Below are 13,548 nucleotides of genomic sequence, written 5' to 3'. Positions count from 1 at the left end.
CCCGGATTACGGCCGGTCCGGCGTCTTACTTCTTGTCGAAATAACCGGCGCGGATGGTGGCGCCAATCAGATTGACGATCAGGCGGCCGGCGGTGATGCTGCTAATCTTGCTGGCATTGTCCTTGGCGGGCTGGATTTCCACGATGTCCATGCCCACCACGCGGCCCTTGCGCACCAGGCCGTGGATCAGCTTGCGCGCCTGCAGGAAAGTGACACCTCCCGGCGCGGGACCATCGACGGCCGGCATGATGGCGCAGTCCAGACCATCGGCGTCGATGGTCAGGTAGTAGTTGCCGCCATCTGGAATGCGTGCCAGCACCGAATCCATGCCGACGTCGTGCAATTCATAGGCGCTGATGAGATCGGCTCCCCATTCCCTGGCGGCACGATAGTCGGCCGGTCGGCCGCTGCCCTGGGCGCGCAGCCCGATCTGCACGATGTGCTTGACGTAGGGCAGTTCGGAGGCGCGGCGGATCACGCTGGAAAGACCGTCACGCACGCCGTTGACCTCGTCGCGCCAATCCAAGTGGGCATCGACGTGCACCAGCGTGATCGGTCCGACTTCATCGAAGCCGCGCAGCACCGGGTTGGTGATGCCGTGGTCGCCGCCCAGCACGATGGGCAGCGCGCCGCCGCGCAGGATCTGGCGCACCGCACTTTCGGCACGCTGCTTGTGCAGCTCCGGCTGGGCCAGGTCGGGCAGGACATCGCCGCAATCGACGAAGCGGATATCCTCGCGCTCCTGCAGCAGCGGGCCGTCGATATCGAAGTCATAGTGGCTGGGATGGCGCACCATGCGGTCACTCAGGTCGCGCAGCGCCTGCGGCGCATTGGTCTGGTCGTTACTGTATTGGCGCGGGCCGTAGGCTGCACCGAAGGGAACGCCCAGTACTGCGATGTCGGCCTTGAAATCGGTGATGTCGATGACCAGTTCCGAATACAGCAGGGTCTTGTGGCCGGTGCGCGGTGCGGTGAGCTTGTCCATGGGTGGTTTCCTGGTGGGAGAAATGCTGCGGGATCTGAATGCATCATTGAGGGTGCGATGAGCGACCGTGGCATGCATTCACTGTAGTGAGTCGCAGTGATGATAGAAAATGATTCTTTTGGAGGTATAGTTTCGTTTTTCGAGACTTTGTATCTTCCTCGCATTTCACCGTATTTCACCGCATCGGTGCATGCCGACAGGAGCGTCATGATCAGACTGGATTTTGATGAGCGTGACCTGCGCTCGCTGCGGGTCTTCTGCAACGTCGCCGAAGCCGGCGGCTTTGCCGCCGCCGAGCGTGTGCTGCTGATGTCCAAGGCGTCCATCAGCCGCCACGTGCGCGAAGTCGAGGAACGACTGGGCGTGCGCCTGTGCGAGCGAGGGCCGGCAGGTTTCCGGCTCACCCCCGAGGGCGAGGTGGCGCTCAAGCTGGCCACCACCGCCCTGCGTTCGCTGCAGCGCATTCGCCCCGAGATCGATGCCGTGCATGGCGTGCTGTCCGGCCCGCTGGCGCTGGGGGTGGTGGAGCACGCGCTCAGTCATCCCGATTGCAAGTTGCCGCAAGCCATCGCCGCGCTCAGGCGACGCGCCCCCCAGGTGCAGCCGCGCATTGAGGTGATGACCTTTCCTGATCTGAATCAGGCGCTGCGCGAGCAGCGTGTGGATATCGCCATTCGTGGCCGTTATCCGGGCGATGATGAATTCGATTACCTGCCGCTGTTTGTCGAGAGCCATCGCCTCTATGGCGCCGTGCGTAAGGAGGGGGGCGAGCCGCGCAAGGCGGTCTGGCCATTGGTATACCGGCCCCATCCCTATGTCGATCAGGTGCTGGCGGGTGGCGACTATGAACGCGGGCCGGAGGCCGGTGGCCTGGAAGCCATCGCCTTGCTAGTGGCCAGCGGTGACTATGTCGGCCTGCTGCCCACGCATTACGTGCAACTAATCGGCAAGCGCTACGCCCTGCGCGCGCGCCGCGTCAGCCCCATCTTCGTCCATCCGATCTGCGCCGTGACCGACCCGCACCGTCCTTCCACTCACCGCGCTGAACTGTTTCTCTCCCTGCTGCGCGAGTTGCACGCCCGTTCCGCCGCGCATCTGGGCAACTGAGTTATCCGCTTCGTCACGGCCCTGCGCCGTCATGGGGCGTGACGTCCCATGACGGGGCGCTGCGCCGCCGCTGACGGGGGGAGGCTGTTACGCCATCCCCTGGTGCCTGAGACGCCGGTGATGCAGGCAGGGCTGCTTTCTGTTTCGTTTGTATCGTCGTAGGTCGTCGCGGTGCTGCGCAAGCCCGGTGGCAGAGCCGTACAGAGGCAGGCGTGGTGCTGCCGAAAATGGTTCATTTGGATCGTTTGTGCCGGCAATTGGCACACATGTTGCTCATACAGGGCTATCTTCCGCCCCGGCCCTGCATCGTGAACCAAGCTGCGCTGACTGTCCTCATCAAGGAACGCTTCGACCGCCTGTCGCGCCAGGTGCGGGAGGTGGCTGCCTTCGTGCTGGATCACCCGCACGAGGTGGCGGTGCTGTCCATGCGCGAACAGGCGCGCCTGATCGAGGTGCCGCCTTCCACCATGACGCGCTTTGCCAAGGCGATCGGACTGTCCGGCTACGACGCCGTGCGCGAAGTGTTCAAGGCCAGCCTGCGCAGCCATGGCAGCGAATTCGGTTCACGCGCCCAGGGCCTGGTGGAGTTGCACCAGCGCATCGGCGAGGAAGCCCTGGCCATGGACCTGGTGCAGACCGCCGAAGCGCAGATGCGCTCCTTCGCCAGCGGTCCAACCATGCCCGCCATCATGCGCGCGGCCAAGCTGCTGTCGGCGGCACGTGACATCTTTTGCCTGGGTCTGCGCGGTTCCTTCCCCGTGGCCTTCCAATTCGCCCATGTGTGTGAATTCTTTGCGTGCAATGTCACGCTGGTGGATGGCGCCGGCGAGAGCGGCATCATGAAGCTGATGCACCAACCCTCCTCGCGCGACGTGGCACTGATCTGCAGCATGGCGCCGCATTCGCGCCGGGCCATGTCGATCGCCACCCATCTGCAGAAGGCTGGCGTGCGGCTGGTGGTGATCACCGACAGCGCCAGCTCGCCCATGGCCCGCATGGCCAGCGAAGCCATCATCGTGCCAAACAAGGGCGCCTCATTCTTCGATACCTTGCTGCCGGCCTTTCTGGTGGCGGAAATCCTGGCGGCGCTCATGGCCGCCACCGCAAAGATCAACATCAAGTCACAGATCGCCGACACCGAGAGAAAACTCTGGGGCGTGGGCGAGTGGTGGGGCAGTCAGGGCGAGGAAGCTCCCGCGCTGGAACCGCGCGCGGCCGCGTCCACCCGCAACAGACGACGCGGCACCTGAAGAGGCCGCAGAGCACAAAGCATTACCGGAGCGTCGCATGCCCGAGACATGCGACGGACAACAAGCACGCCAGAAGGCGTTCTCGCCCCAACTCATCCTGCGTATCGACGGAGCTTGGCTCCAGAAAGGTTTTCCATGAAACGCCGTCCAATGCTCACCCTGCTTGCAACAGTGGCCCTCGCGGCCAGCCTCGCCGTCGCCAGTTCGCCCGTGCTGGCCGACGGCCTCTACAGCACCATCATGGCGCGCAAGTCCATCCGAGTGGCCGTGCCGACCGACTATCCGCCCTACGGCTCGGTGGGCAGCGACATGACCCCGCGTGGCTACGACATCGATATGGCACAACTGATCGGCAAAAAGCTCGGCGTGAAGGTCGAACTGGTGCCGGTGACCGCGCCCAACCGCATCGCCTACCTGCAGACCAGCAAGGCCGACATCACCATCTCGTCGCTGGGCAAGACCGCCGAACGCGCCAAGGTGGTGGACTTCAGCCTGGCCTATGCGCCGTTCTTCGATGCGGTATTCGGTACCAAGAGGGTTAAGGCCAGCAGCTTTGCCGAACTCAACGGCAAGACTATTTCGGTAACCCGCGGCTCGACGCAGGACCAGGAACTGGAACAGATGGCCCCGGGTGCGGTGGTCAAGCGCTTCGAGGACAACAATGCCACGCTGTCGGCCTTCCTGGCCGGGCATGTGCAGATGTTCGCCACCGGTACCACTGTTGCGGCAGCACTGCAGAAAATGAATCCCTCGCTGGACATGGAACTGAAGGTGATCTTGTCCAATGCTCCCTGCTACGTGGCTATGCCCAAGGGAGAATCAACCCTGCTGGCGAAGATCAACATGATCATCCGCGAAGCCCGCGCCGATGGCACCATCGACAAGTTCTCGCAGACCTGGCTGGGTGCACCGGCAGGGCCGTTGCCGGATTGAGCGAGCCGCACTCCGCCATGGCAGTTGATCCGATGAGCATCATCCCTGCCATGGCGCACTGGCTGGAGCGGCAGGATGCACAGTATCCCGCAGCACATCCGGCGCATCGCCCTGTACAGTCTCATCGATATCCTCGATGATCACTGCGGGTAATCGCACGCGCGTGGCGGCCCACGTCCTCCTGCTAGTCCACTGAATCCGAAGAATCGGATGTGATGCGTCGAGTCGGATCGTTGAATGTCCACTTCAACGGCTTTGGGTCTTTGTTGTACTGACGGATGTAGCACATGAGCTTTTTGTCGAGGTCTTTGACAGAGGTGAAGACGCCGCGAGTGATGACGTCGCGCTGGATGCGGGAGAACCAGTTTTCGACTTGGTTCAACCACGACGAGTACGTCGGGGTGTAGTGCATATGAACACGGCGATGCTTGGCCAGGAACGCCTGCACACGCGGCGTCTTGTGGCTGCTGACGTTGTCGCAGATGACGTGGATCTCACGGCGGCTGGACTGGCTGGCGACGATCTCTTCCAGGAAGGTCACGAACTGCTCGCTGGTGTGGCGGGCAGCGGTCTTGCCCAGCACTTCACCGGTGCTGGTGTTGAGCGCGGCGAACAGGCTGAGCGTGCCGTTGCGCGTGTATTCGAAGCCGTGGCTCTCGGCCCGACCGGGCGACAGAGGCAGCATCCGGTCCTTGCGGTCCAGTGCCTGGATCGCCGTCTTCTCATCCACGCAGAACACGGCTGCATGCGCGGGCGGCTGCAGGTACAGGCCGATCACATCGGCCGCCTTGGTCTCGAAGTCCGGGTCATTGGAGACCATGTGGGTATCGAGCCGATGCGGGCGCACGCCGTCTTGCGCCAGATGCGCTGCACGGCAGAGAACGACACATCGCCGAGTTCGGCGGCCAGCTTGCGGCTGCTCCAGTGCGTCGAGCCGTCCTTGGGAAGGTGCTTGAGTGTTCGGTTCAGAACCCGAGCTTCGAGCTTGGCCACGGGCGTCTTCGGCGCACGACCAGGATGCAAAGACACCAACCCAGCCAGCCCCTGCGCCTGGAACGCCGCAGTCCACTTCGAGACGAACTCGTCGTTGCAGGCGAGCTTGCTGCGGATATCGACCCGGCGTTCTCCGTCGCTCCAAAGCACAACGCACCGCGCTCGACGCGCCAATGCGGCATTGCCGTGACGCCTGCGCATCACAGCATCCAATTCAGCACGCTGCTCGATCGTCAACATGATTCTTTGCATGCCTCAATATCTGGGCACAATGCATCTGATTTCAATGATTCAGTGGACTAGAAATACGTTTGAGCCACGAGATTCCGAGGAGGGTTTGGCTTGTATAAGGGAAATTCCTAAGTCACGCGGGTTAGCATTCATATATATTCGCTTCAAAAGGGCAGTGTTTGAAAAACAAACGTCAAGAAGGGGCGCAGTGCTTGGACAGAAGGGAATCTGAAAGCATTTACTTCATCCGGGCTGCTCTTCGGCAACGCTGACGCAGCAATGACTGAGCCTTCATCGCTCCTAACTTTAAGCGGTTCGCTATTGGAGCTAACTGCGTTTGAAATTCTTAGCGCTTACAGCTAAATACCATCAGAATATACACATGAATGCTGACAGCTTGAGACTTAGCCAACTATCGATGGCGGATAAAAATACGGATGAACGCGCACGGCTTGCCGCGTTGGACTCTTACTGCATTCTGGACACGCAACCAGACTTAATTTGCGACCTTGTTACAGAGTTAGCAACAAGGTTGTTCAAGGTCGAGATTGCGTTAGTCTCTCTTGTTGCGGAAAATCGACAGTGGTTCAAGTCACGCCAAGGATTAGAGGCATCCGGTACGCCACGGTCACAGTCATTCTGCGCCCATGCGATAGAGAAAAATGGTTTGTTGATAGTGCCAGATGCAAGCCGTGATCACCGTTTTGCAGATAATCCACTCGTCCTTAGTGAACCGGGTATTCGCTTCTACGTCGGCGCGTCACTTGTGACGCCGACAGGTCTGCGCTTGGGTACTTTATGCATAATTGGCAAGTCCCCACGGGAGAAATTTACGGTGGATGATGCGGTTACGCTGCAACGGCTAGCAGCCATCGTGATGGCGCGGCTTGAAATCTTACGGGAGAACAGTTATGTAGATAGCCTTACCAAACTACCTAACAGGAATCACTTTTTCGCTGATTTACAGGCGCTACAGGGAACACCTGAGCTACGTAGCTCACGGAACAAGCTGACTGCGGTGGCCGTTGATATTTGTGACCGTAGCTATCTTGATGACATGGTAAAAGCGCTCGGCTGGGATTACGTCGAAGGATTCTTGATTCAAGCGAAAGAGCAGATCCGCCTGGCTTTGGGTGAGATGGGCCTCTATCGTATAGGCACGACTGTATTCGCTTTTTTAGAAAAAAATGAAGATTGTTTGCCGAGGATAGAGCAGATAAAGCAAGCCTTTATGGAAAACCTAAATCATCAGGGAATTCCTCATCATTTAGTGATTTCGATAGGGATAGTACCGTTATCGCGATGCGAGGAAGACAATGAAGTAGTGCCTGCGTTACTGACATCGACAGGCGTTGCACGCGAGCGTGGAACTTTGCATTGTCATTTCGATCTGCCGCTGGGTCACGTACAGAAGCACTCTTTTGAGTTGCTCTCAGCTATTCCAGGCGCACTGCTCTCTACTCAGGAATTCGAGCTAGTTTATCAGCCCAAGATTTCTTTGATTTCTGGGAAATGCGTTGGTGTGGAGGCTTTATTGCGCTGGCATCACCCCTTGCACGGTGTAGTCTCTCCAAGTTTGTTTATTCCCCTAGCCGAAAAAACCGCTTTGATTCGTCAGGTTACGCTATGGGTGCTACAGCGCGGAATCGAGCAGGCTGCAAGATGGTTGAAGCAGGGGAAGGCTATTCCTGTAGCCATTAATGTTTCGGCACGCGATTTTGATAATGAGGAAATGATATTGGCGCTCGGAAATCTTATTGAGCATCACCGCATTCCACCGGGCTTGATGGAGATCGAATTCACTGAAAGTGGCTTTAGCAAGAATCCTGAAAAACTTTACGAAAAAATCCAAAATATTAAGCGTCTTGGTGTGAAGGTGGCGATTGATGACTTTGGGGCAGGGTTTAGTAACCTTAGCTATCTGAAAAATATCCCCGCGGATTATCTAAAGATCGATCAATCCTTCATACGTTCGATGGACAGTAACTATGCTGACCAGCAGATAGTCCCGTCGATGATAAATCTCGGGCAGAGACTTGGGTTCGCCGTAGTAGCAGAAGGTCTGGAGACTGAGAAAGTTCAGCGAATCCTTCGACACCTGGGTTGTGACTACGGGCAAGGTTATGGTATCGCGATGCCCATGTCAGCGGAAGAGGCGTGGAGCTGGGTGTTGGTGCGGGGTTAGTTCCGGTGCGCGGGGAAATTACATGTAGAGCCTGGTTGTTTACTGGCAAATCGAATGGTTCGGAAAGCACCTGATCATCAAGGGCCACTGAAGTCAAATTCGAGTTGAATGCGAACACAATATCTTCACTGTTAGCGTTGAATTACCCGCAAAGTAAGATGGGCGTCCGGATTGCGCGGGCGTTGTCATGGGCTGTAACTTTAGATCTCTAACCATGACATGGGTCAGACTTTCAGCCTGGCTCAGCGCTGAGGCAGTCAAATCGCGTAAGCAGAGACGACACAGATCAGACCGTCGCATCGTAGGAATGCGCGACGGTCGGTCTCATCTAATGCGTAAATCAAAAATCGTGCTTGATACCCACTGCAAGCGCTCTGATGTTCCGTCTCGCTAGCCCGGCCCCACCCGCGCTTCCCGCGCCGCCAATATCGTATTTGGCGTTTACTCCGTTGCGCAGTTGCACCAACTGCGACCACAGTTCGGTACGCTTGGATAGCGCGTAGCGGTAACCCAGCATGATGATGTTGGAAGCACTGCCGTTGCCGACATAGATGCCGGAGAACACCGGCGTCTGGTCGCCATGCCCTTGGCCTGCGTGGTACCAGGACAGCTCCAGCGTATGCGGTCCCTCCTTCTTGCGCGCGGTCAGGCCAAAGCCGTTCTGGCGCAGGTCCCGCAATCCGGGGTTGCTGTATTTCAGCGCCTGGAAGTAGCCGCCGAGATAGAGGGAAGGCGTCACCGAATACCCGGCCGCCAGCATCAGAAGCTGGTCATTCAAGCCAGTGCCGCGCACGTTGTGATGCAGATCGTAGTCCAGTGCCACGATGGCGGCATCGCGCTGATACTGCACCTTGCTGGACCAGGCCATGCCGTTGCAGCCGGTGACTTCGCCCAGCGACAGATGCGTGGCGGCACTGAAGCCATTGATCACCGGTGAGTCATAGCGAATGGAATTGCCGAAGCGGCTGTCAAAGGCAAAGCTGTTGGTCGAGCCGCCATTGCCGGCGACCTGGGTGCAGGCCGTGCTGCCGGCGTTGCCGCTGGTGCCGGTGAAGGTGTTGCTGTAGCCATTGGCCCAGAAGCCGTTGAGATTGTCGTTCATCATGCTGGTCCCGTAGCCCGGGCCGGCGATTCCATGCAGATCGTCTAGCGGATTGAGCATGTAACCGACCTTCACCGATCCGAAGGAACCTTGCAGTCCGACCGAACTTTCCCGGCTGCCGAGGGCGCCGGCACCGGTATCGGGACTGAAACCGGACTCCAGCATGAAGGTGGCTGCCAGCCCGTCGCCCAGGTCTTCGTGGCCCTTGAAGCCGATCCGGCTGGAGAGGTTGTTCTCCTGCGTGACCGCACCGCGGCCTTGACCATAGCCGGAATAATTGACGAAGCCGACGTTAAGCCTGCCATACACCGTCACGTTGCTCTGCGCATGAACAGGCGAGGCCAGAACGATCATGGCGATCGCCGAGCCAGCCAGCGCATTTGCTTTGAAAGACATGTTGATTTCCCCTGTTGTCATAAAGAAGTGGCCTGTCGTTTGCCACATCCATCCAATGGGATTTGCGCCTGTCTTCAACAAGCACCCGCAAAAGGAGGCGATGTAGCGGGCTCAATTCTATGAAGCCGAAGCAGAGTGAAAATTGAGTTTTTCGCACACTACGATGAGCGGCGAACGCATCACGGACGGTGGTTGCGAGAAAGTGCGGGAGGGGGAAAAACTAACAGATGCGCAGATGGACTGCGCGCGACGAAGAGCAATTCGAGGTGAACTTGTCAGGCCAGAGTATTGGCCTGAACACGCAGTGGTGCAACCGTGTGCGCATCACGCGGATCGGCACAGGCCGTCTGCAACCAGGTGCGGAAAGCCTTGAAAACGGGCAGGTTCAACTGCTCCTTCGGATAGCAGAGATAGTGCCCCTGATTGATTTCCACACTGGTGGAAAAAGGCTTGACCAGCAATCCCTTCTTGAGCTCCTGCCCCACCAGGAATTCGGGAACGAGGCCGATGCCCATGCCGTTGACCACGGCTGAAATGAGCACCGAGTATTGCTCGAATCTTGGCCCCAGCAGGGCGCGTGACTTGTCGATCTTCACGTGGTCGCACCACCGTTCCCAGCTGCCCGGCGCCTCGATGTGCTGCAGCAAGGTGTGGCGATGGATATCGTTCACGCCCCTGATGGCGCGTTCGCCTTTCAAGTCGTCCGGCCGGCAGATCACCACGAAACGGTTGCCGATCAGGTATTCGGAGACCACGTTGGGCCAGGTCCCCTTGCCGAAACGCACTGCTGCGGTGACGTCCGGGGGAAACATCTCATCGGATGAAACGTGTGCCTTGAAATTGAGCTTGGCATCCGGATAGATCTGTTGGAACAGCGGCCAGTGCGGGATCAGCCAGTTGGTGGTGAAGGTCGGTACGCTGGAGAGCGTCAATGAGCTGTCGCAAGATCTGACGGCCAACATGTCCAGCGAAGCGGCTTTGATGATGTTGAGCCCCGGCGCTACCTTGGAGAGATACATCTTGCCGTTGCCGCTCAACACCAGCTTTTTGCCGCTGCGGCGAAACAGCGCCACGCCCAGAAATTCCTCCAGGCTGGAGACTTGCCGGCTGACTGCGCTGGGTGTGATGCAGAGCTCATCGGCGGCATCCGTGAAACTCAGATGGCGCGCCGCTGCCTCGAAGGCCAGCAGCTCATGGATCGTGGGACAGATTCTCTTCATTGGGAGGTGCGCGGGGAGCGTCTTGCGTCCGGGCGGAAGCCAGACGGGGCGCCAGTTTGACAAGCGGATATGACAGGAACATGACGCTGCTTGACGGGTGTGGCTTTCTGTTCTTCTCGATGAGCAGTCCTCACCGTTGCATGCAGAATGCGCAAAATGCAGCCCGGAAAGCTACCATAGAATCTCGTTCGATTCGATACACCGTCGTGCATCGCCGCAGCCGGTTCCATTCCGGACAGAGTAAAAAAGATGCTACTCAGACTGATCTCAATTTCGTATGGCCTTTATCTGCTGCTTCCCATCGCGCTGGTCTGCGTGGGCTCGGTGGGCCAGACCTGGACCAACACCTTGCTGCCGGAGGGATTCACGCTCTCCTGGTTCGTCGCGCTGTGGCAGGACGTGTCCATGCGCCGCGCGTTCTTTTCCAGTCTGACGCTGGCCTTGTGTACCTGCGTGTTGTCGACGCTGCTGTCGGTGCCGCTGTCCTACTATCTGTACAAGAACGGCCGTGGCGCCAAGGCAGTGGCCACCGGCCTGATCGCCTCGATGCCCATCGCCGTACCGACCATCACCCTGGCCTTCGGCTATCTGCTGGTCTTCAATTCGGACTGGCTGCCCTGGCAAGGTTCGTTCGGGCTGCTGATCGCTGCGCACACCATGCAGACCATGCCCTATCTCACCAACACGCTGCTGAGCGATCTGCGCCATCTGAAGCTGGATCAGCTGGAGCAGGCGGCAGCGACCCTCGGTGCGAATGGTGCCCAGCGCTTTTTCGGCATCGTGCTGCCCAATCTCGGCCACAGCCTGATCTCCGGACTGGCCATGGTCTCGGCGCTGTCTATCGGTGAATTCGGACTGTCGAACCTGCTCTCCAGTTTTTCCAATCGCACTTATCCGGTGGTCTTGCTGCAAGCCTTCTACGGCGCTATCGGCCTGGCCTGTGCGGCCACGGTGGTTCTGCTGCTGCTGGCTGCGATGGCCTCCCTCATCTCCACTTATTTTGCCAAACGATAATGGGTCTGCATTTCAACGATGTCGTTTTTCACTATGGCCAGAGCCGGCATGGTATCGATCAGCTCAGTCTCAACATCGCCAAGGGCGAACTGCTGGCCGTCATCGGCGCCAGCGGTTCCGGCAAATCGACCTTGCTGCGCCTGGTGGCCGGATTGCTGGGCCAGCAGAGCGGGCACATCGTCCTGGATGGACATGACCTGACCGACGTGGAAGTCCACAAGCGCAATATCGGCATGGTGTTCCAGCATTACGCGCTGTTCCCGCATCTGAGCCTGCAAGACAACGTGGCCTATGGACTCAAGATGCGCGGCATCTCCCGTGACGAATCGGTCCGCCGGGCCGGCGACATGCTGGCGATGGTGGATCTGGCCGAGATGGCACAACGCCTGCCGCACCAGATCTCCGGCGGACAGCAGCAGCGTGTGGCGCTGGCGCGCGCGCTTGCCTATCGCCCCAGCGCCTTGCTGCTCGATGAACCGCTGTCGGCGCTGGACGTCAACATTCGTGGCTATCTGCGCGATCAGATCAAGGTCCTGCAGCGCGAGTTTGGCGCTACCACCCTGATGGTCACGCATGACCAGGAAGAAGCCCTGGCCATCGCCGACCGCATTGCCGTGATGGAAGGCGGGCGCCTTCTGCAGGTCGCTACACCGCAGGAGCTCTACGAACGCCCGGTCAATCGTGCCGTGGCCGGTTTCGTCGGCCATTCCACGATACTGCCCGGCCGCGTTGTCTCCGATGGCATCGTGGATGTCGGCTTCCAGCTGCTGCTTACACACACCGGCAAGCTTGCCGTGGGCACGCAGGTGTGGCTGCTGATCCGCCCGGAATGCGTCAGCGTCGTCGCTGATCCGCGCGCGCCGAACTGCATCGAGGGAGAGCTGAGTACCGTGCGCTATCTCGGTGCCACCAAACGTTACGACTTCTTCCCCAGGGGCGGCACTGCCGCGATTCTGGGAGAGGGCGCGGACTTGCCCGCGCATCGCATTTCCATCAAACCGGAAGATATTTATCTTCTGCAATCCTGATCCTGTCCAGCCATTTCATTCTCGGGGAAACACTATGATCAAGTACCTTCGCATCGCCGGCCTCGTGGCCGCGTTCATGTCCACTGCCACCAGCATGGCGGCCGATTTCAAGGAGCTCTATCCGGGCGAGGCCGCGCTGTACGAAAAGGCCAAGTCCGAAGGCATGGCCGTCTCGTTCGACACCGGCCCTGAATGGGCCAACTGGAAGGCGCTGTTTTCTGCCTTCAAGCAGCGCTATCCCGAAGTGGAGCTGACCTATAACGATCTCGGTTCAGCCGCCACCGTCGTCGCGCTCGACAAGACCCGCCGCCGTCCGCAGGCCGATACCGCCTACTACTTCGCCGCGTCGGCGCTGGATGCGGTGAAGAAGGATGTGGTGGCGACCTACAAGCCGGTCAACTTCGACAAGCTGCCGCCGGTATTCCGCGAAGCCGATGGCAAATGGTTTGCCGTGCATTCGCTCAACATCGCTTTCCTGGTCAACAAGAAGCTGGTCAAGGAAGTACCGCAATCCTGGGCCGACCTGCTCAAGCCGCAATACAAGAGCAGCGTCGTCTATCTGGACCCGCGCTCAGCCGGCGTGGGCCAGGTGACCGTGCTGGCGGCGGCCTACGGCAACGGCGGCAGCGTGGACCAGATCAAGCCCGGCCTGGACTACCTGTCCACGCTGCACAAGTCGGGCAACGTCCTGCGCGTGGAAGCCACGACGCCCTATGCCAAGTTCCTCAAGGGTGAAATCCCCATCTGGATCGGCTACGAGAGCGATGGTCTGAAGGCCAAATATACCGATGGCATGGGTGATGCCATTGCGGTCGTCATTCCTCGCGAAGCCAGTGTCTCCGCGCCCTATGCCATGAGCCTGGTGAAGAACGCCCCCAATCCGAATGCCGGCAAGCTGTGGCTCAACTTCGTGATGAGCGATATCGGCCAGTCGCTGTTCGTGAAGGGTTATGTGCGTCCGGCCATCGCCGTCAAAGCAGCGGGCGACGGCGCCGTCCAGCTCCCCGATGCACCGCAGATCCACGCGTTGGATATCGAGAAGGCTGCCGCGAAGAAGGACGAGATCGACCGTCAGTGGACTAGTGCCGTGCTGTTGAAGTAAGC

10 protein-coding genes and 1 pseudogene are annotated in these 13,548 nt (G+C 59.2%); 7 read left to right on the top strand and 4 right to left on the bottom strand.

Features of this window, described 5'->3' with window-relative positions:
* Positions 1-25 precede the first annotated feature (25 nt).
* Complete coding sequence (locus tag ACWHXP_RS24615) at positions 26-985, bottom strand: agmatinase (RefSeq protein ID WP_489634828.1); 960 nt, start codon at positions 983-985, stop codon at positions 26-28.
* Between the two features lie 207 nt (positions 986-1,192).
* Between ACWHXP_RS24615 and ACWHXP_RS24610 the strand changes: the two genes are divergently transcribed.
* The 3 genes from ACWHXP_RS24610 (at position 1,193) to ACWHXP_RS24600 (ending at position 4,275) form a co-directional block, all read left to right on the top strand.
* Complete coding sequence (locus tag ACWHXP_RS24610; protein ID WP_489634829.1) at positions 1,193-2,092, top strand: LysR family transcriptional regulator; 900 nt, start codon at positions 1,193-1,195, stop codon at positions 2,090-2,092.
* Between the two features lie 308 nt (positions 2,093-2,400).
* Positions 2,401-3,342 carry a MurR/RpiR family transcriptional regulator gene (locus ACWHXP_RS24605; RefSeq protein WP_489634830.1) on the top strand — a complete coding sequence of 314 codons (942 nt, stop codon included), beginning with the start codon at positions 2,401-2,403 and terminating at the stop codon, positions 3,340-3,342.
* 135 nt (positions 3,343-3,477) lie between these two features.
* Entirely contained in the window at positions 3,478-4,275 is a 798-nt protein-coding gene (locus ACWHXP_RS24600) for a transporter substrate-binding domain-containing protein (RefSeq protein ID WP_489634831.1), read from the top strand.
* A 184-nt stretch (positions 4,276-4,459) separates the two neighbouring features.
* Here the strand turns inward: ACWHXP_RS24600 and ACWHXP_RS24595 are convergent.
* Positions 4,460-5,520: pseudogene (locus tag ACWHXP_RS24595) on the bottom strand (IS630 family transposase).
* 361 nt (positions 5,521-5,881) lie between these two features.
* Here ACWHXP_RS24595 and ACWHXP_RS24590 point away from each other — a divergent pair.
* Complete coding sequence (locus ACWHXP_RS24590) at positions 5,882-7,684, top strand: sensor domain-containing phosphodiesterase (protein WP_489634832.1); 1,803 nt, start codon at positions 5,882-5,884, stop codon at positions 7,682-7,684.
* Between the two features lie 340 nt (positions 7,685-8,024).
* Here ACWHXP_RS24590 and ACWHXP_RS24585 read toward each other — a convergent pair whose 3' ends face one another.
* On the bottom strand, positions 8,025-9,182 hold the full coding sequence (locus tag ACWHXP_RS24585; RefSeq protein ID WP_489634833.1) for a porin: 1,158 nt from the start codon (positions 9,180-9,182) through the stop codon (positions 8,025-8,027).
* Positions 9,183-9,457: 275 nt separating this feature from the next.
* A complete protein-coding gene (locus ACWHXP_RS24580) occupies positions 9,458-10,402 on the bottom strand; it encodes a LysR substrate-binding domain-containing protein (protein WP_489634834.1) in 945 nt (314 codons plus the stop codon).
* A gap of 249 nt (positions 10,403-10,651) precedes the next feature.
* On the opposite strand from ACWHXP_RS24580, the gene ACWHXP_RS24575 reads away from it, so the two are divergent.
* The 3 genes from ACWHXP_RS24575 to ACWHXP_RS24565 are packed head-to-tail and all read left to right on the top strand — an operon-like array spanning position 10,652 to position 13,546.
* Entirely contained in the window at positions 10,652-11,416 is a 765-nt protein-coding gene (locus ACWHXP_RS24575; protein WP_489634835.1) for an ABC transporter permease, read from the top strand.
* A complete protein-coding gene (locus ACWHXP_RS24570) occupies positions 11,416-12,444 on the top strand; it encodes an ABC transporter ATP-binding protein (RefSeq protein WP_489634836.1) in 1,029 nt (342 codons plus the stop codon). The genes ACWHXP_RS24575 and ACWHXP_RS24570 overlap by 1 nt, the downstream gene beginning before the upstream one ends.
* Positions 12,445-12,478: 34 nt before the next feature.
* Positions 12,479-13,546 (top strand): extracellular solute-binding protein, encoded by a 1,068-nt coding sequence (locus ACWHXP_RS24565; protein ID WP_489634837.1) that lies wholly within the window; start codon positions 12,479-12,481, stop codon positions 13,544-13,546.
* The last annotated feature ends 2 nt before the right edge of the window (positions 13,547-13,548 follow it).

Source organism: Herbaspirillum sp. Her2, assembly GCF_057961375.1.
This window is presented reverse-complemented; position numbering and strand designations above follow the sequence as displayed.

Bases quoted from the DNA above. Each gene is read 5' to 3' on its own strand.
- ACWHXP_RS24565 (WP_489634837.1), top strand. From the start codon at position 12,479: ATGATCAAGTACCTTCGCATCGCCGGCCTCGTGGCCGCGTTCATGTCC.
- ACWHXP_RS24585 (WP_489634833.1), bottom strand. From the start codon at position 9,182: ATGTCTTTCAAAGCAAATGCGCTGGCTGGCTCGGCGATCGCCATGATC.
- ACWHXP_RS24590 (WP_489634832.1), top strand. From the start codon at position 5,882: ATGAATGCTGACAGCTTGAGACTTAGCCAACTATCGATGGCGGATAAA.
- ACWHXP_RS24615 (WP_489634828.1), bottom strand. From the start codon at position 985: ATGGACAAGCTCACCGCACCGCGCACCGGCCACAAGACCCTGCTGTAT.
- ACWHXP_RS24580 (WP_489634834.1), bottom strand. From the start codon at position 10,402: ATGAAGAGAATCTGTCCCACGATCCATGAGCTGCTGGCCTTCGAGGCA.
- ACWHXP_RS24575 (WP_489634835.1), top strand. From the start codon at position 10,652: ATGCTACTCAGACTGATCTCAATTTCGTATGGCCTTTATCTGCTGCTT.
- ACWHXP_RS24610 (WP_489634829.1), top strand. From the start codon at position 1,193: ATGATCAGACTGGATTTTGATGAGCGTGACCTGCGCTCGCTGCGGGTC.
- ACWHXP_RS24570 (WP_489634836.1), top strand. From the start codon at position 11,416: ATGGGTCTGCATTTCAACGATGTCGTTTTTCACTATGGCCAGAGCCGG.
- ACWHXP_RS24600 (WP_489634831.1), top strand. From the start codon at position 3,478: ATGAAACGCCGTCCAATGCTCACCCTGCTTGCAACAGTGGCCCTCGCG.